Source organism: Streptomyces sp. NPDC079167 (genome assembly GCF_040686735.1).
GTDB lineage: Bacteria > Actinomycetota > Actinomycetes > Streptomycetales > Streptomycetaceae > Streptomyces.
Genome location: NZ_JBFBLO010000012.1, coordinates 1 through 17,375, shown reverse-complemented (window position 1 = coordinate 17,375; position 17,375 = coordinate 1). Strand labels below are relative to the sequence as shown.

Annotated in this window: 15 protein-coding genes; 12 read left to right on the top strand and 3 right to left on the bottom strand. The window is 72.4% G+C overall.

The window, feature by feature from the left end:
• Positions 1–75 precede the first annotated feature (75 nt).
• A complete protein-coding gene (gene radA / locus AB0P41_RS24725) occupies positions 76–1,488 on the bottom strand; it encodes a DNA repair protein RadA (protein ID WP_104786887.1) in 1,413 nt (470 codons plus the stop codon).
• Positions 1,489–1,674: 186 nt separating this feature from the next.
• Between radA and AB0P41_RS24720 the strand changes: the two genes are divergently transcribed.
• Positions 1,675–3,465 (top strand): hypothetical protein, encoded by a 1,791-nt coding sequence (locus tag AB0P41_RS24720; protein WP_356713771.1) that lies wholly within the window; start codon positions 1,675–1,677, stop codon positions 3,463–3,465.
• A gap of 92 nt (positions 3,466–3,557) precedes the next feature.
• Here the strand turns inward: AB0P41_RS24720 and AB0P41_RS24715 are convergent, their stop codons facing one another.
• On the bottom strand, positions 3,558–4,400 hold the full coding sequence (locus AB0P41_RS24715) for a hypothetical protein (RefSeq protein WP_365934232.1): 843 nt from the start codon (positions 4,398–4,400) through the stop codon (positions 3,558–3,560).
• Positions 4,401–4,432: 32 nt separating this feature from the next.
• Between AB0P41_RS24715 and AB0P41_RS24710 the strand changes: the two genes are divergently transcribed.
• The 5 genes from AB0P41_RS24710 to ilvD all read left to right on the top strand — a co-directional run bounded on the left by AB0P41_RS24710 (position 4,433) and on the right by ilvD (position 10,342).
• Positions 4,433–5,380, top strand: coding sequence for a Ppx/GppA phosphatase family protein (locus AB0P41_RS24710; RefSeq protein WP_356713769.1), 948 nt, complete (start codon positions 4,433–4,435; stop codon positions 5,378–5,380).
• 83 nt (positions 5,381–5,463) lie between these two features.
• Positions 5,464–6,288: a sugar phosphate isomerase/epimerase gene (locus tag AB0P41_RS24705; protein ID WP_356713768.1), complete on the top strand. Its 825-nt coding sequence runs from the start codon at positions 5,464–5,466 to the stop codon at positions 6,286–6,288.
• Positions 6,285–6,908 (top strand): TetR family transcriptional regulator, encoded by a 624-nt coding sequence (locus tag AB0P41_RS24700; protein WP_356713767.1) that lies wholly within the window; start codon positions 6,285–6,287, stop codon positions 6,906–6,908. Before AB0P41_RS24705 ends, AB0P41_RS24700 begins: the two co-directional genes overlap by 4 nt.
• 155 nt (positions 6,909–7,063) lie before the next feature.
• Positions 7,064–8,344, top strand: coding sequence for a PQQ-binding-like beta-propeller repeat protein (locus AB0P41_RS24695; protein WP_356713766.1), 1,281 nt, complete (start codon positions 7,064–7,066; stop codon positions 8,342–8,344).
• A gap of 147 nt (positions 8,345–8,491) precedes the next feature.
• Positions 8,492–10,342, top strand: a complete 1,851-nt coding sequence (gene ilvD, locus AB0P41_RS24690) for a dihydroxy-acid dehydratase (protein WP_356713765.1) — start codon at positions 8,492–8,494, stop codon at positions 10,340–10,342.
• A gap of 30 nt (positions 10,343–10,372) precedes the next feature.
• On the opposite strand, the gene AB0P41_RS24685 is transcribed toward ilvD, so the two are convergent.
• Positions 10,373–12,523 (bottom strand): PQQ-binding-like beta-propeller repeat protein, encoded by a 2,151-nt coding sequence (locus AB0P41_RS24685; RefSeq protein WP_365934381.1) that lies wholly within the window; start codon positions 12,521–12,523, stop codon positions 10,373–10,375.
• A gap of 123 nt (positions 12,524–12,646) precedes the next feature.
• Here AB0P41_RS24685 and AB0P41_RS24680 point away from each other — a divergent pair, with 123 nt between their 5' ends.
• From AB0P41_RS24680 to proC, 6 genes are all read left to right on the top strand, one after another.
• Positions 12,647–12,979 (top strand): SH3 domain-containing protein, encoded by a 333-nt coding sequence (locus AB0P41_RS24680; RefSeq protein WP_356713764.1) that lies wholly within the window; start codon positions 12,647–12,649, stop codon positions 12,977–12,979.
• 34 nt (positions 12,980–13,013) lie between these two features.
• Complete coding sequence (locus tag AB0P41_RS24675) at positions 13,014–13,568, top strand: hypothetical protein (protein ID WP_356713763.1); 555 nt, start codon at positions 13,014–13,016, stop codon at positions 13,566–13,568.
• A gap of 103 nt (positions 13,569–13,671) precedes the next feature.
• Positions 13,672–14,442, top strand: coding sequence for a methyltransferase domain-containing protein (locus tag AB0P41_RS24670; RefSeq protein ID WP_365934229.1), 771 nt, complete (start codon positions 13,672–13,674; stop codon positions 14,440–14,442).
• A gap of 62 nt (positions 14,443–14,504) precedes the next feature.
• On the top strand, positions 14,505–15,299 hold the full coding sequence (locus AB0P41_RS24665; protein ID WP_365934227.1) for an ABC transporter ATP-binding protein: 795 nt from the start codon (positions 14,505–14,507) through the stop codon (positions 15,297–15,299).
• Positions 15,296–16,054, top strand: a complete 759-nt coding sequence (locus AB0P41_RS24660; RefSeq protein ID WP_356713760.1) for an ABC transporter permease — start codon at positions 15,296–15,298, stop codon at positions 16,052–16,054. Before AB0P41_RS24665 ends, AB0P41_RS24660 begins: the two co-directional genes overlap by 4 nt.
• Before the next feature lie 64 nt (positions 16,055–16,118).
• Positions 16,119–16,937 carry a pyrroline-5-carboxylate reductase gene (gene proC, locus AB0P41_RS24655; protein ID WP_356713916.1) on the top strand — a complete coding sequence of 273 codons (819 nt, stop codon included), beginning with the start codon at positions 16,119–16,121 and terminating at the stop codon, positions 16,935–16,937.
• The last annotated feature ends 438 nt before the right edge of the window (positions 16,938–17,375 follow it).

Genomic DNA, 17,375 nt, shown 5'->3' with positions numbered 1-17,375 from the left:
TCCTCCGGTCACAGGTCGGCGGTGCCCTTGCGTCCCTCGTACCGTTCGTACGGGCGGGCGAGACCAGGGCAAAGTCTACCGGCGTGCGCCGTCCTCCTGTGGTCCGTCCGGCCGAGAGCGGCGGGGAAGGACTCTCAGAGCGTCGCCCATGTCGGCCACTTCCGTGACCTTCATGCCGGCCGGGACCTGTCCCGGGTCCCTCGGAACCAGGGCGTGCTTGAACCCGAGACGGTACGCCTCCGCCAGCCTGCGCTGGACCCCGGTCACCCTCCTGACCTCCCCGGCGAGGCCCACCTCACCGATCGCGACGAGGTTTTTCGGCAGCGGTGTGTCGCTCGCCGCACTGGCGAGTGCCAGGGCGATGGCGAGGTCCGCGGCCGGTTCGGTGAGCTTCACGCCGCCCACCGTCGCGCTGTAGATGTCCCTCTTGCCGAGCGCGCTGATCCGGCCCCGCTGTTCGAGGACGGCCAGCATCATCGAGACCCGGGAGGTCTCCAGGCCGGAGGTGGTGCGCCGGGGCGAAGGGATCTGGGAGTCGACCGTCAGCGCCTGCACCTCGGCGACGAGCGGCCGCTTGCCCTCCAGGGTGACCGTCAGACAGGTGCCGGGGACGGGCTCGTCACGGCGGGTGAGGAAGAGCCCCGAGGGGTCGGCCAGTCCCGTGATGCCCTCGTCGTGCAGCTCGAAACAGCCGACCTCGTCCGTGGCGCCGTACCGGTTCTTGACGCCTCGCACGAGCCGGAGGCGGGCGTGCCGGTCGCCCTCGAAGGACAGCACCACGTCGACGAGGTGCTCCAGGAGGCGGGGCCCCGCGATCGCGCCGTCCTTGGTCACATGGCCCACCAGGAGCGTCGACATGCCGCGCTCCTTGGAGGCCCTGATGAGCGCGCCCGCGACCTCGCGGACCTGCGCCATGCCGCCGGGCGCGCCGTCGATCTCGGGCGAGGCGACGGTCTGCACGGAGTCGAGGACGAGGAGCGACGGCTTGACCGCGTCCAGATGCCCCAGAACCGCCGAGAGGTCGGTCTCGGCGGCCAGGTACAGGTGGTCGTTGATCGCCCGGATGCGGTCGGCCCGCATCCGCACCTGGCTGGCGGACTCCTCGGCCGTGACGTAGAGGGTGCGGTGGTCGTCGCTCGCCGCCTTGGCGGCCACGTCCAGCAGCAGCGTCGACTTGCCGACCCCCGGCTCGCCCGCGAGCAGCACGACGGCGCCGGGGACGAGCCCCCCGCCGAGCACCCGGTCCAGCTCTCCGACCCCGGTCGAGCGGGCGGTGGCCTGCCGGCTGTCGACCTGGCCGATCGGCACCGCGGCGGTGGAGACCCGGCCGGCCGCCGTGGTCCGGACCGCGGGGGCGCCGCCGAACTCCTCGACCGTCCCCCAGGCCTGGCACTCGGGGCAGCGGCCGAGCCATTTGGCCGTCGTCCAGCCACATTCGGTGCAGCGGTAGGACGGGCGGTCCTTCGCGGATTTCGTACGGGCAGCCATGGCGTCACCGTATAGGTGGGGTCTGACAGCTCCGGCCGTGGGCGCGGTGGTCGAACATGTGCCCGATGCGGCAATTTTGCCGGAATCCGGGATTCCCGTCCCCTTTCGAGGGAGACCGTCACCCGTAAGGATTAAATGTAGGAAAGTGCTGTCAGGGCCCCGCACCTGTCTGCCTACGGTCGCCACGTGACGAGCAGCAGGCTGGATACCCCCACACATCCCACCGGCGCACACCGGGCGCACCGCCGCGCGGCCCGCCCGTCGGCGCAGCGATCGTCCGCGCGGTACGAGCCGTATCTCGACGGCCTGTTCACCTACTGCCTCTCCGTGCTCTGCGACCACGAGGCGGCCACCGAGGCGCTCGGCTCGGTCCTGGCCATCGCCGAGCGGCAGGACGGCCGGTGCCCCGCGGCCGAGGAGGAACGTAAATCCTGGCTGTACGCCCTGGCCAGATGGACGTGCCTGCGGGCGCTCACGGAGCAGCGGCGGGGCCGCCAGGCGCACCGGCGCACGCCGCACACACCGCGCACGCCCCGCGAGGGCGGCCGGGCGTCCCGTCACCGGCCCGCCCACAGCGTGCCGGAGGAGGCCGCCGCCCCCGACCGCCCCACGGAGTCCCCGGCGGCCGAGGCGCACCGGCGTGAGCTCGCGCAGCTGGCCTGGCCCGAGGCCGCGGGCACCACCCCCGAGCAGCGTGAGGCGCTGGAGCTCGCCGTGCGCCACGGGCTCACCCCCCGCGCCGTCGCCGCCGTCCTCGGACTCGACCCCGGCAGCGCCCGGGAGCTCCTGGCGGGCGCCGCCTGCGAGGTGGAGCGCACCCGCGCGGCCCTCGCCGTCGTGGAGACGGGCGACTGCCCCTCCGTCGCCCGTCTCACCGGCGCCCATCAGGTGCTGCTCTCGGCGGCCCTGCGCCGGGAGCTCGTACGGCACGTCGACGACTGCCCCCGCTGCCGCCGCGCCGCCGAGCGGGCCGGGGCGGCCGGCCCCTGGCCCGGCGCGACGGTCACCCCGGCCACCGCGCTGCCGGTCGTCGAGGCGCCCCGCCCCTCGGTGCACGTCGCCCTGACCCAGGCCCGGCGCTCCCGGTCCGGGGCCCCGCGCTTCGGCCGGACAGGCTTCCCGCTGGACCCCAAGGACCACGCGGCGCGCCGGGACCGGCTGCGCGCCCGGGTCGTGACCACGACGGTCGTCGCGACCGTCGTCGCCGCGCCGGTGATCGCCCTCTGGGCCGCCTACCGTGGTGCGCCGCTGACCGGCGAGGGGCGCGACACATCGGTCACGGCGACGGACGTGGACGGCGAACCGAGCCCCGACGGCGATCCCTACGACCACTACGAGAACGCCGGCAACGCCCGCCCCGACGGGCACGACGGCTTCGCGGAAGGCGCCGGGAACCCGGACGTCTCGGCCGAGGTCATCAGCGTCGGCGCCGGCCCGGACGGAGCGTCCTCGCTCGCGGTCTCGGCCCGCTCGTCCGGCAGCCGTACGACGATCACTCTGACCGCGACCGGCGACGAGACCGTCGTCTGGTCGGCCCGGACGGACGCCCCGTGGCTGCGCCTCAGCCGTACGTCCGGCACGGTGGCGCCGGGCCGGAGCGTCAGCCTCCATGTGTTCGTGGACAGCGCGGCCGAGCCCCGGGGCCCGTGGAGCGCCCGTGTGCTGTTCGCCCCGTCCGGGTCCGCGGTCGCGATCACCGGCTACGGGGCCACGGCACCGCACCCCGGAAGCCCGCGGCCGTCACCGGACCCGTCGTCCGGGACCCCGGACCCCACCCCGTCCTCCCCGGCCCCCTCGGAGCCGACCCCCGGTCCCACTGCACCCACGGACCCCACCGATCCGCCGGACCCGACGCCCACGCCGACGGATCCGCCCACCGAAGGACCGAGCTCTCCCGGCCCCACTCCGGCACCGTCCGGCGGCTCCACGGAACCCGGCACGACGGAGCCCGGTGAGCCCTCCGGACCCGCCGGCTGACGCGGACGGCGCCCCGGAGCGCGGCGGAACGTTTGTGCGCCGCACACCAGGACGCCGTCAGGGAGACGGAAGCCGCCCCCGCAGGGCCTGCCTCAGACCGGATCGGCCGGGTGCGGCGCCATCGGCAGCAGCGACGCCAGCCGCTGCTCGCAGAGCTCGACGAGCCGGTCGTATGCCTCCTTGCCCATCAGCTCGGTGAGCTCGGGCCGGTACGAGACGTAGACCGGGTCGCCGGCTCCGTGCGCGGACGTCGCCGAGGTGCACCACCAGTGCAGATCGTGACCGCCCGGGCCCCAGCCCCGCCGGTCGTACTCCCCGATGGAGATCTGGAGCACGCGCGTGTCGTCGGGCCGTTCGATCCAGTCGTACGTACGCCGGACAGGCAGCTGCCAGCACACGTCCGGCTTGGTCTCCAGCGGCTCCTTGCCCTCCTTGAGCGCCAGGATGTGCAGCGAACAGCCCATGCCGCCCGCGAAACCGGGGCGGTTCTGGAAGATGCAGGAGCCCTCCCAGCGCCGTGTCTGGCGCTCGCCGTCCTCGTCGACCCCCACCCAGCCGGTCCCGGTGCCGACGTCGTGGAACTGCCACAGCTCCGGTGTGAGCCGCGCCACGTGCCCGGCGACCCGCTTCTCGTCGTCCTCGTCCGAGAAGTGCGCGCCCAGCGTGCAGCAGCCGTCGTCCGCCCGGCCCGCCTGGATTCCCTGGCAGCCGCTGCCGAAGATGCAGCTCCACCTGGACGTCAGCCAGGTCAGGTCGCAGCGGAAGACCTGCTCGTCGTCGGCGGGGTCGGGGAATTCCACCCAGGCCCGCGCGAAGTCGAGCCCCTTCTCGTCGGGGCCGTCCGGCCCGGTCGCGTCCGGCTGCCGCATCTCCTGCTTCGTGTTCCGCTGCTTCTTCGTGGCTTTGTCCGGCTTCGCCTTTTTCGTCTTTGGCACGCGCCCAGAGTAAGCCGCAGTAGCGTTCCCGTATGAGACTCGGAGTCCTCGACGTGGGGTCCAACACGGTGCATCTGCTGGTGGTCGACGCGCATCCCGGCGCACGCCCGCTGCCCGCCCACTCGCACAAGGCGGAATTGCGGCTCGCCGAACTGCTCGACCGGGACGGGGCGATCGGCCCCGAGGGTGTCGACCGGCTCGTGACGACGGTCGCCGACGCCCTCCAGGCGGCCGAGGACAAAGGCTGCGAGGACGTGCTGGCGTTCGCCACCTCCGCCGTGCGTGAGGCGGGCAACGCCGACCAGGTGCTGGCCCGGGTGCGGGACGAGACCGGTGTCTCCCTCGCCGTCCTCAGCGGTGAGGAGGAGGCCCGGCTGACGTTCCTGGCGGCGCGCCGCTGGTTCGGCTGGTCCGCGGGCAAGCTGCTCGTCCTCGACATCGGCGGCGGTTCGCTGGAGGTCGGCTACGGGATGGACGAGGAGCCCGACGCCACGGTCTCGTTGCCGTTCGGCGCCGGCCGGCTCACCGCCGCCTGGCTCCCGGGCGATCCGCCGGACGCCACGGACGTGAGGGCACTGCGCCGCCACGTCCGGGCCGGCATCGCCCGTACGGTCGGTGAGTTCACCCGGCTGGGGCCGCCCGACCATGTCGTCGGGACCTCCAAGACGTTCCGGCAGCTCGCCAGGATCTCGGGCGCCGCCCGCTCCGCCGAGGGGCTCTACGTGCAGCGCGTCCTCACCCGCAAGGCCCTGGAGGAGTGGGTGCCGAAGCTGTCGGCGATGACCGTCGAGCAGCGGGGGAACCTTCCCGGGGTCACCGAGGGACGCGCCGCTCAGCTCCTGGCCGGCGCGCTCGTCGCCGAGGGCGCGATGGACCTGTTCGAGGTCGAGGAGCTGGAGATCTGCCCCTGGGCGCTGCGCGAGGGAGTCATCCTGCGCCGGCTCGACCACCTGCCCGCGGAGCAGGCCGCCCTGGCCTGATCCCGGCGGTCGCCCCTCATGGGCCTCGTCACTTTCAGCCGGGCTCCCTCGGACTCGCGTACCACTGCCCGTACGCTGTCCACGTGGCAGAACCAGTGGTGCGCATCCCGGATGCGAAGGTCGCCCTGTCGACGGCCTCGGTCTACCCGGAGTCGACGGCGACGGCCTTCGAGATCGCCGCGCGCCTGGGCTACGACGGTGTCGAGGTCATGGTCTGGACCGACCCCGTCAGCCAGGACATCGAGGCGCTGCAGCGGCTGTCGGACTATCACCAGGTGCCGATCCTGGCCGTGCACGCGCCCTGTCTCCTGATCACCCAGCGGGTCTGGTCCACCGACCCCTGGGTGAAGCTCCAGCGGGCCAGGGCCGCGGCGGAGAAGCTCGGCGCCTCGGCGGTGGTGGTCCACCCGCCGTTCCGTTGGCAGCGGAACTACGCCCGGGACTTCGTCTCCGGCATCTGGCGCATGGCGGACGAGACGGACGTGCGGTTCGCGGTGGAGAACATGTACCCGTGGCGCTACCGGGACCGCGAGATGCTCGCGTACGCCCCCGCCTGGGACGTCAGCAACGACGACTACCGGCACTTCACCGTGGACCTCTCGCACACCTCGACCGCGCGCACGGACAGCCTCGCCATGGTCGACCGGATGGGCGACCGGCTCGCCCACGTCCACCTCGCCGACGGCAAGGGATCGGGCAAGGACGAGCACCTGGTGCCCGGCCGGGGCGACCAGCCGTGCGCGGAGCTGCTGGAGCGGCTGGCCCGTACGGGCTTCGACGGCCATGTGGTCATCGAGGTCAACACCCGCCGCGCCATGTCCTCGGCCGAGCGCGAGGCCGATCTCGCGGAGGCGCTCGCCTTCACCCGGCTCCATCTGGCGTCGCCGGCGCGGACGCCCCGCCCGTGACCCCCGGCGCCGACGGCCCGTCGCCCCGGCGCAGGGGCCGGCCCTCCCGCACGGCGGGCGCCACCGGACCCGATGCCAGGACCCGGATCCTGGAGGCAGCCCGCAAGGAGTTCGCCGAACGCGGTTACGACAAGACGTCGGTCCGGGGCATCGCCAGGGCAGCGGACGTCGACGCGGCCCTGGTCCACCACTACTTCGGTACGAAGGACGAGGTCTTCGCCGCGGCCGTCGAGGTCTCCTTCGAGCCCGCGCTCGTCATCCCCACGCTCCTGGGCGGTCCCTCGGAGGACCTGGGGGAGCGGTTGGCCCGGTATTTCATCGGCGTATGGGAGAACCCGGTCTCCCGGGCGCCGCTCCTGGCGATACTGCGCTCCGCGCTCACCCACGAGGCGGCGGCGAAGGTTCTGCGCGGCTTCGTGCTGCGCCGTCTGCTGGAGCGGATCGCGGCGGAGCTGGACGTGCCCGACCCGACCTTCCGCGCAGAGCTCGCGGCCTCGCACATGATCGGCATCGCGATGCTGCGTTACGTCATCCGGGCGGAGCCCCTGGCGTCCGCGGACCCGGAGAAGATCATCGCGATGGTGGCCCCCGCGCTCCAGCGGTATCTGGGTGAAGGGTGACCCGGGTCCTGCCTGTGTGACGGCTGTGCCGGTCGCATCACGACGATGTTCCGAGTCGGTACCGGCACCGGCCGCGGCCGGATCCGGATGGTTGGCTGTCCGGGATCATGCGAGCCGGACGCACACGGCGCGCACAACGGACGGGGGAGACGCTCATGAGCGGGTCGAACAGAGGCGGACGCGGACAGGGCCGGCCGTCGGACGGCGGCAGGGCTGTCACCGTGGAGCGCAGACGGTTCCTGCGGCTGGCCGGCGCGGGACTGGGCGTGGTGCTGGCCGGAGCGGTGACGACCGCCTGCGGGCCGGAGGAGGCCGACGCCTCCGGCGGCAACACCGGCGGTCCGAAGCCCGGCGGGAGCGGCAAGGGCGGCGGCGACGCGTTCACGACCCCGCCCGCCGGTACCGCCCCGCGCGCCCTGTGGCAGAAGACGACCGACGTGGGGACCCTCGGCAACCACGAGGTGCTCGCCGTCGTGGGTGATGTCGTGCTGGTCGCCGGTGACCCCCTGGTGGGCCGGGACCTCGCCACCGGCAGGGAGCTGTGGTCGCTGCCGGGCGCCGCCCAGCCGGGCGCGCGGCTGATCATGGGCGGGGACACGCTCTACCTGGCCAGCGGGAAGTACGACGGTGACCTCGTGGGTCTCGACCCGGCCACGGGCAAGGAGACATGGCGCAGCCGCCTGGAGGGGCGGTACAGCCAGCCCCGGCCCATCGGCGCCGACGCCGGACGCGTGTACGTGATCGCGGGCATCCTGGAGAAGGACCTCAGCTCCCGGACCAACGTGATCGCCGCCATCGACGTCCGTACCGGCAAAGCCGTCTGGAGCGAGAAGCGGGACACCGGGACCGACGAGTCCGGGCTCACCTCCGCGGTGCTCGGCGACCGGCTCGTCTACACCGACCTCCGCAAGAACCTGACCGTCCGCGACACCGCGACCGGGCGGCAGCTGTGGACGAAGAAGATCAGCAGGGCCAACTTCGAGAGGATCGCCGTCCACGACGGAGCGGTGGTCGTCTCGGACGGGCGGCACCTGCGCTCCTTCGGCGTGGACGACGGCGCCGAGCGCTGGGCGCTGAAGACCGAGGAGTTCGACACGTTCAACGGACCGACCGTCCTCGAAGGGGTGATCTACGCCTCGGACAGCGCCCACGCCCTGTGGGCCGTCGACCCCGCCACCGGCAGGAAGCTGTGGCACAACGCCGACGACCTGCGCGAGGTATCGGTCCCGCTCCAGTTCGCCAGGGTGGGGGAGACTCTGTACGGGGCGACGGAATTCGGCAAGGACGGCGGCGTCCAGGCGTACAGCGCGCAGGACGGCAAGCTCCGCTGGACCTTCGGCGACGGCGCGGGCACCGAGCAGTGGTACGTGGTCTCCGGCGGCAAGCGGCTGGCCGCGCTGCACGCCGAACGACTGACGGCGCTGCCGGCGGTGTGACGCGCGGGGCGGCCAGGGCCAGGTGAAACGGCCTCCCCCCGACCACCCGTCGAGCATCACATCCCGTATTTCGGACGGCGTGTCCAGATCTTGGCACGGGAGGCGTACGCTCGGAGACAGTCTTTTCTGTCGAAGGAGCGAGAGACGATGCCCCAGCTGAGGTCCCGCACTGTCACCCACGGCCGCAACATGGCGGGCGCCCGCGCCCTTATGCGGGCGTCCGGCGTAGCCAGTGAGGACATCGGTAAGCCGATCATCGCGGTCGCCAACTCCTTCACCGAGTTCGTCCCGGGCCACACGCACCTCGCCCCGGTCGGCCGGATCGTCTCCGAGGCGATCAAGGCGGCGGGCGCGGTGCCCCGCGAGTTCAACACGATCGCGGTGGACGACGGCATCGCGATGGGTCACGGCGGCATGCTCTACAGCCTGCCCTCCCGTGACCTCATCGCGGACAGCGTCGAATACATGGTCGAGGCCCACTGCGCCGACGCCCTGATCTGCATCTCCAACTGCGACAAGATCACCCCCGGGATGCTGATGGCCGCGATGCGCCTCAACATCCCCACGGTCTTCGTCTCCGGCGGTCCGATGGAGGCCGGCAAGGCCACCCTCGTCGACGGCACGGTCCGCAAGCTGGACCTGGTCAACGCGATCAGCGACGCGGTCGACGAGAGCATCTCCGACGAGGACATCCTCCGCATCGAGGAGAACGCCTGCCCCACCTGCGGCAGCTGCTCCGGCATGTTCACGGCCAACTCGATGAACTGCCTGACCGAGGTCCTCGGCCTCTCCCTCCCCGGCAACGGCTCCGTCCTCGCCACGCACACCGCCCGCAAGGCGCTGTACGAGAACGCGGGCCGCACGGTCGTCGAGATCACCAAGCGCTACTACGAGCAGGACGACGAGACCGTCCTGCCGCGCGCCATCGGCACCCGCGCCGCGTTCGACAACGCCATGGCGCTCGACATCGCCATGGGCGGCTCGACCAACACGATCCTGCACCTGCTCGCAGCGGCCGAGGAGGCCGAGCTGGCGTACGACCTCGACGACATCAACGCTGTCTCGCGCCGCGTGCCCTGTCTGTCGAAGGTCGCCCCCAACGTCGCCCCCGGCGGCACGTACTACATGGAGGACGTCCACCGGGCGGGCGGCATCCCCGCCCTCCTCGGTGAGCTGCACCGCGGCGGTCTGCTCAACGAGGACGTGCACTCGGTCCACTCCGACACCCTCGCCGAGTGGCTGAAGAACTGGGACATCCGCGGCGGCTCCCCGTCGCCCGAGGCCGTCGAGCTCTGGCACGCGGCCCCGGGCTGCGTCCGCAGCGCCACCGCCTTCTCGCAGTCCGAGCGCTGGGACACCCTGGATCTGGACGCCGCGGGCGGCTGCATCCGCGACCTGGAGCACGCGTACTCCAAGGACGGCGGTCTGGCGGTCCTCAAGGGCAACCTCGCCGTGGACGGCTGCGTCGTGAAGACGGCCGGCGTCGACGAGTCGATCTGGACCTTCGAGGGCCCGGCCGTCGTCTGCGAGTCGCAGGAGGACGCCGTCGACAAGATCCTCCGCAAGGAGATCAAGGACGGCGACGTCGTCGTCATCCGCTACGAGGGCCCGCGCGGCGGCCCCGGCATGCAGGAGATGCTCTACCCGACGTCCTTCCTGAAGGGCCGCGGCCTCGGCAAGACCTGCGCGCTCGTCACCGACGGACGGTTCTCCGGCGGTACGTCGGGCCTGTCCATCGGCCACGCCTCGCCCGAGGCGGCCTCCGGCGGCACGATCGCGCTGGTCGAGGACGGGGACCGGATCCGGATCGACATCCCGAACCGCTCGATCGAGCTGCTCGTCCCGGACACCGAACTCGCCACCCGCCGCGACGCGCTGAACGGCGTGTACGCCCCGAAGAACCGCGACCGCAAGGTCTCGGCAGCCCTGCGCGCCTACGCCGCGATGGCCACGAGCGCCGACCGCGGCGCGGTCCGCGACGTCACCAAGCTCGGCTGACCTTCCGGGTCCCCGGCCCCGTCCCTGGTCTCACCAGTGGGCGGGGTCGTCCGCGTCCACGGCGAAGACGGATCCGTCCGGCGCGGTGCCGATGACGCTCCGCCCCAGGACGACGGGGGCGGGCAGGGACGACGCGTGGCTGAGCTTCCCGTCCCTCAGCCGTGGGCGTGTCTGGCCGAGCAGCGTTCCCCGCTCCGTGTCGACGGCGAGCAGCCGCCCGTCCGCGGCGGAGAAGTAGAGCCGGCCGCCCGCTCCGACGACCGGATCCGAGGTCGTGCTGACGGCCGTCTCCAGCCGCCACCGCTCGGCCCGCCCTGCGCCCGGGCGGACATCGACGGCCAGCAGCGTCCCGCCGCGCTCCAGGAGCAGGGCCGTGTCCCCGTCCACCACGGTCTCCGGTCCGTCCATCCGGAAAGGCAGCGCGACGCGCGTCGCTTTCCGCAGCACCGGGTCGTAGCGGACGAGCCCCGTGGTCTGCGCCTTGTCGTTCATCGAGGTGAGCAGGAGCGCCCCGTCCGACGTCCCGGCGGGGGTGAGCATCCCGTCCAGTCTGCGCTGCCACGCCGTCCCGCCGGTCTTCGCCCTGATGGCCGTGACCAGCGTGGTGGACCCCTCCGCCGAGCTCTCGAAGGCGTAGGCGAGCCCGGTCCGCGCATCGTAAAGCGCGTAGCCCGGACTCACATGTCCCGGGACGGCGCGCCGCCACCGGGACGCGCCGGTCGCCGCGTCGAGCGCCTGGAGCGACCCGTCCTGGCGCACCGTCAGCAGGGTGTCCCCGGCCGGGAACGGCACGTCGAGGTACGCGGCGAGATCCTTGCGCCAGAGCTGCGTGCCCTCACCGGCTGAGTACGCCCGGACCTCCTCACCCGCCACGACGGTGCAGGCCACGCTCCCGGACACCGCGCCCGCGGGGCTCGGGCCCCCCGGCCCCTTCGACGACATGTCCCGGTGCGACCAGACCGGCCGGCCGTCCGACGGATCCAGCCGGACCGTGCCGTAGCCGGCGGAGACGCAGTACAGCCCCGCGGCCGGTCCCGTGGCGCAGGACGGTGTGGAGCCGCCCCGCGACATCAGCGGTGTCTGCCACGGTACGAAGGCCGCCGCGCCCTCCTTCTTCGCGCCGGTCCCCGCCCCCGGCGCGCCGGAGCCGCCCCCGGCCGCCCAGAGACCTCCGGCCACCAGCGCCGCCGCCACGGCGACGGCCGCGATGCCGTACCGCTTGCGACGGCCCTTCACCGGCACCGCGCCGGACGGCAGCCCGTCCGCCGCCCGCACATGCGTCGTGCCCTCGTCCGCGTCCACGGACTCGGCGGCCACCGGCGTGCGCTGGACGGGTATGAAGGCGGCGGCCTCGTACGACGGAGGGTGCAGCGCCGCCATGATCTCGTCCGGGGTGGGGCGCTCACCGGGGTCCTTGGCGAGGCAGCGCCCCACCAGCGGCGCGAGGTCCGCCGGCACCCCCGCCAGGTCGGCCTCGTCGTGCACCACCTGGTAGGCCACGAGGTACGGACTGTCCGAGTCGAAGGGTCCCCGCCCCGTCGCCGCGTGGACCAGGACCGCACCCAGCGCGAACACGTCCGCCGCCGGACCGACCTCGCGGGGCCGCTGGAACTGCTCGGGCGCCATGTAGGGCGGCGAGCCGATCAGCTTGCCCGTCTCCGTGCGGAGATCGCTGTCGTACGGCCGGGAGATACCGAAGTCGATGACCTTGGGGCCGGAGTCGGGGAGCAGCACGTTGCTCGGCTTGAGATCCCGGTGGACGACACCGGCGCGGTGGATGTCGCGCAGAGCCTCGGCGAGCCCGGCCGTGAGCCTGCGGAGCTCGGCCGGGCTCATCGGCCCGTTCCGCTTGACCTGCGCGGCGAGCGTCGGGCCGGGGACGTACAGGGTGGCCATCCAGGGCAGCGCCGCCTCCGGATCGGCATCCACGACCGGCGCGGTGAACGCGCCGCTGACCCGTCGGGCGGCCGCGACCTCCTGCCGGAAACGCGCCCTGAACTCCGGGTCCGCGGCATGCTGGCGGTGCACCACCTTCACCGCGAGCTGCAGCCCGGAGGGAGAGCGCGCCAGGTGTACGACACCCATGCCGCCCGCTCCGAGACTTGCTTCGAGCCGGTACTGCCCGGCGTACTCAGGATGCTCCGCTTCCGGATGTGATCCGGTCCCTCGCAGCGGCGGCATCGCCCACCCCCGTGTGTTCGTGCGCAAGCGCGACGCACGGAGCCTAGTCGATGGTGCGTGCGAGGAGCGGGGGGCTTGTTAGCCTGCGCGTCACACGCATCGCTTTCAACGGGGGAGGCCCTCATGGGTGTTGGAGAGAACGCCGTCACCACAGTCACCACGGACGAGTCGGACGCCGCCGGGGAGGTGGCGACGCTCGCCGCGGGCGCCGTCGTCTACCCGATCGCTCCCGGCTACCGCGTCAACGTCCGCAGGGGTCCCGGGACGCAGTACGGGATCGTCCGGACGCTGCCGTACGGGATGAGCGTCCCGGTGTACTGCCAGAAGCCGGGGGAGCGGGTGTCCGGTCCGTACGGCACGTCGAACCTCTGGGACAACATCGCCAACGGGCAGTTCGTGTCGGACGCCTACGTCAAGACAGGCAGTGACGGCTACATCGCTCCGCGCTGCGACTGACGGCAGAGGCGCGCGGCCGGGGATAATCGATTCCGTGAGCGAGAACAGCGAAGCCCCCGGAACGCCCTCGGCCGCGCCTTCGGGCTCCACCGCGCCAGGGCCGCAGCCCGAATCCCTCCGCTTCTTCGGCACGACCTGGGTCGGCCACGACGGGGGATACGGGCTGCGGCGCGTGGGCGCCACCCTCGGCTCGCTCGTCGCGGCGGTGGCCGGGTGCCTCGTCCTGCGCTTCGCCTACCAGGGCCTGGAGATCGCCGAGGTCGGCAGCCTCGTCGGCATGCTCGTCGTCCTGATGTTCGCGGTCTGCAGCGCCATCGCCTTCCGCAAGACCTGGGAGGGCTTCACCCGCCGTCCCGCCGACCCGTCCCACGAGGACAGGCTTCGCGGCCTCAAGTCGATCGGCTTCATCGGCTCGCTGCTCGCCTACTTCATCCGCTCCTTCCAGGAGGCACCGGGCGAGAAGCTGCGGCGCACGGAGTACGAGACGGCGCTCGACCGGTACACGAAGCGCCGCTCCGCGCGGACCGGCAATCCGGCGGCCCGGAAGAGCGCCAAGGGAGCCAAGGGGAAGCGCTCCGGACGCAGGTAGAAAACAGCCGCACGGGCCACGCGCCCACGCCCTGGTCGCCGATCCCCGGTGCGACCGACGGGATTCACGCCCGCGCACGCCGGGGTGCGTGCACGATGAACGCATGACCGCACCCACGCCCCGTTCCCTTTCGTTCGACACCGCCGCCGCCCAGTACGCCGCCGCGCGTCCCGGATATCCGCCCGCACTCCTGGACGCCGTCGAGGAGCTGGCCGGCCGCCCGCTGAGGGGTGCCCGGGCCGTCGACGTCGGCGCGGGCACCGGCATCGCCACCCGTCTGCTGCACGAGCGGGGTGCCCGGGTCACCGCCGTCGAGCCGGGCCCCGGCATGGCGGCGGAACTGCACCGGTCGCTGCCGTCCGTCCCCATGGTCCGGGGCGACGGCAACCGCCTCCCCCTGGCCACCGGCTCCGTGGACCTGCTCACCTACGCCCAGTCCTGGCACTGGACCGACCCGGACCTGTCCCTCCCCGAAGCATGCCGTGTCCTGCGCCCCGGCGGCGCGCTGGCGCTCTGGTGGAACGTGTCCGACCTGTCCACTCCCTGGGTCGCCGGCCAGGACGACCGGCTGCGCGAGTACCTCGGCGCGGACGCCCGGGTCCACGGCAGGCCGGGCGACGCCACCTCCCGGAACCTCTCGCTGCTGTCCGACGACGCGTTCGCGAAGCGACTGCTGCCGTGGTCCCGGCGGGTGCCGGTCGACACGCACCTCGCCAACCTCGCCACGCACTCCGCCTTCCTCGTGCTCGGCGCGGCGGGCGAGGAGCCCACCCGCCGCTTCCTCGACGAGGAGCGCGGTCACCTGGCCACCGTCTTCCCCGACGGCGTGGTCGAGGAGCGTTACGTGGTCGAGCTCGCCGTACTGACCGCCTGACACCCCGCCGAAGGCGCCACGTCCCTTGACGCGGCGCCTTCGCCGGGATCAATATTCATCGCATGATGAATTCCCTGCGTACCACGGACGCGGGGGCCGTCGAGGCACGCGCCCTCACCGTCGTACGAGGAGACCGCACCGTCCTGCGCGGTCTCGACTTCACCGTCGAGCCGGGCGGGATCACCGGCCTGCTCGGTCCGTCGGGCTGCGGCAAGTCCACGCTCATGCGGGCCGTCGTCGGCACCCAGGCCAAGGTCGAAGGAACACTCGACGTCCTCGGCAGCCCCGCCGGCCATCCGTCCCTGCGGGCACGCGTCGGCTACGTCACCCAGGCCCCGTCCGTCTACACGGACCTGACCGTGCGGCAGAACCTCGACTACTTCGCCGCCGTGCTCCAGCCGGGCCGCGCCCACCGGACCGCCCGTACGGAGGCGGTCGCCCGCGCCATCGCCGACGTCGACCTCACCAGCCACGCCGACGCACTCGCCGGCACCCTCTCCGGCGGCCAGCTCAGCCGCGTCTCCCTCGCCGTCGCCCTGCTCGGCACCCCCGGACTCCTGGTCCTCGACGAGCCGACCGTCGGCCTCGACCCCGTGCTGCGCCGTGACCTGTGGGACCTCTTCCACACCCTCGCCGCCGACCGCGGCACCACGGTCCTCGTCTCCTCCCACGTCATGGACGAGGCCGAACGCTGCCACCGGCTGCTGCTCATGCGCGGGGGCGCGATCCTCGCCGACGACACCCCCGACGGCCTCCGCACCCGTACCGGCTCCGCCACCGTCGAAGAGGCCTTTCTCCACCTGGTGGACGAGGCCGCCGCGGACGAGGCGGACGCCCGCCAGGAGACGACCCGATGAGCACAGACGCCCCCGTACTCTCCCCGGCCCGCACTCTCGCCACCGCAGGACGGGTCCTGCGCCAGCTCCGCCACGACCCCCGCACCATCGCGCTTCTTCTGATCGTCCCGGTCCTGATGATCACCCTGCTGCGCTACGTCTTCGACGCGGACGCGGGGACCTTCGACGCCATCGGTGCCTCGCTGCTCGGCATCTTCCCGTTGATCACGATGTTCCTGGTGACCTCGATCGCCACCCTCCGCGAACGCACCTCCGGCACCCTCGAACGCCTCCTCGCCATGCCCCTCGGCAAGGGCGACCTGATCGTCGGATACGCGCTGGCGTTCGGGGCCGTCGCAGTCGCCCAGTCGCTGCTGGCCACCGCGATCTCCGTCTGGGTCCTCGGCCTGGACGTGGTCGGCTCCCCCTGGCTGCTGCTCCTGGTCGCCCTGCTCGACGCGCTTCTCGGCACGGCGCTCGGCCTCTTCGTCTCGGCCTTCGCCGCCTCGGAGTTCCAGGCGGTCCAGTTCATGCCCGCCGTGATCTTCCCGCAGCTGCTCCTGTGCGGACTGTTCACCCCGCGCGACCGGATGCACCCCGTCCTCGAGGCCGTGTCCGACGTCCTGCCGATGTCGTACGCCGTCGACGGGATGAACCAGGTCCTCACGCACACCGACATCACCGCCGACTTCTACCGCGACATCCTGATCGTCGCCGGCTGCGCCCTGCTCGTTCTCTGTCTGGGCGCCGCCACCCTCCGCCGCCGCACCGCCTGACGGGCGCGGTGCGAGGATGGCCGCCAACGACGAGCACCGCGTACCGCGCGCCGCCACCCGGAGGATGAACCGCATGACCCAGACAGTCGCAGTCCTCGGTACAGGAAAGATCGGCGAGGCCCTGCTCAGCGGCATGATCCGGGCCGGCTGGAAAGCCCGCGACCTGCTGGTGACCACCCGCACCACCGAGCGCGCCGAGAAACTCCGCGCCCGTTACGGCGTCGAGCCCGTCACCAACGCCGAAGCCGCCAAGAACGCCGACATCCTCATCCTCGCGGTCAAGCCCCAGGACATGGGCAAGCTCCTCGCCGAACTCGCTCCGCACGTCACCGCCGACCGGCTCGTCATCAGCGCCGCCGCGGGCATCACGACCGGATTCATCGAGGAAGGCCTCGCCGCGGGCACCCCGGTCGTACGCGTCATGCCGAACACCCCCGTCCTGGTCGACGAGGGCATGTCCGTCATCTCCGCGGGCAGCCACGCCACCGCCGAGCACCTCGACCACGCAGAGGCGATCTTCGGCGGCGTGGGCAAGACGCTGCGGGTCCCGGAGTCCCAGCAGGACGCGGCGACAGCGCTCTCCGGCTCGGGACCCGCGTACTTCTACTTCCTCGTCGAGGCGATGACCGACGCCGGAATCCTGCTCGGCCTGCCGCGCGCCCAGGCCCACGATCTGATCGTCCAGGCCGCCATCGGCGCGGCGGTCATGCTCCGGGACAGCGGCGAACATCCGGTCAAGCTCCGCGAGGCCGTCACCAGCCCGGCCGGCACGACCATCAGCGCCATCCGTGAACTGGAGAACCACGGCGTACGGGCCGCCCTCATCGCCGCGCTCGAAGCGGCCCGGGACCGGAGCCGCGAGCTGGCGACGGGCAACGGCTGACCTACGGGGTCCTCGCCGGCGACTCGCCCACGGAGGTGGGGCAGGACGAGGGTTGACACGTCCTGCCCCGGTACGTAGTGTGCTCCGAGTTGTCCGACGTGAGCTCCGGCCCCGGTCGGTCCCCGGACAGCCATTCCGCAGTAACCACTCGAAACGAACGACATCTGTCGTGCGTTTTTACGTGCACACGTGCGAAATGAGGAATCAGCGTTCGAAGGCAACCCGATTAGCGTCGGGGCCGGGGATTCCGCTAAAGTCTCACTCGTCGGAACGGCCCAAGGGCCGGGAAGACGAACCCCGCTGACCGGGAATCAGGCCCGAAAGGATCTGATAGAGTCGGACTCGCCGGAAAGGGAAACGCGAAAGCGAAGAACTGGAAAGCACGGTGGTGATTCAACCGCCTAGCAGGAACCCGCTTCGGCCGGGAATCGGACACGA

Bases quoted from the DNA above. Each gene is read 5' to 3' on its own strand.
- radA (WP_104786887.1), bottom strand. From the start codon at position 1,488: ATGGCTGCCCGTACGAAATCCGCGAAGGACCGCCCGTCCTACCGCTGC.
- AB0P41_RS24710 (WP_356713769.1), top strand. From the start codon at position 4,433: ATGAGACTCGGAGTCCTCGACGTGGGGTCCAACACGGTGCATCTGCTG.
- AB0P41_RS24695 (WP_356713766.1), top strand. From the start codon at position 7,064: ATGAGCGGGTCGAACAGAGGCGGACGCGGACAGGGCCGGCCGTCGGAC.
- ilvD (WP_356713765.1), top strand. From the start codon at position 8,492: ATGCCCCAGCTGAGGTCCCGCACTGTCACCCACGGCCGCAACATGGCG.
- AB0P41_RS24685 (WP_365934381.1), bottom strand. From the start codon at position 12,523: ATGCCGCCGCTGCGAGGGACCGGATCACATCCGGAAGCGGAGCATCCT.
- AB0P41_RS24680 (WP_356713764.1), top strand. From the start codon at position 12,647: ATGGGTGTTGGAGAGAACGCCGTCACCACAGTCACCACGGACGAGTCG.
- AB0P41_RS24670 (WP_365934229.1), top strand. From the start codon at position 13,672: ATGACCGCACCCACGCCCCGTTCCCTTTCGTTCGACACCGCCGCCGCC.
- AB0P41_RS24665 (WP_365934227.1), top strand. From the start codon at position 14,505: ATGATGAATTCCCTGCGTACCACGGACGCGGGGGCCGTCGAGGCACGC.
- AB0P41_RS24660 (WP_356713760.1), top strand. From the start codon at position 15,296: ATGAGCACAGACGCCCCCGTACTCTCCCCGGCCCGCACTCTCGCCACC.
- proC (WP_356713916.1), top strand. From the start codon at position 16,119: ATGAACCGCATGACCCAGACAGTCGCAGTCCTCGGTACAGGAAAGATC.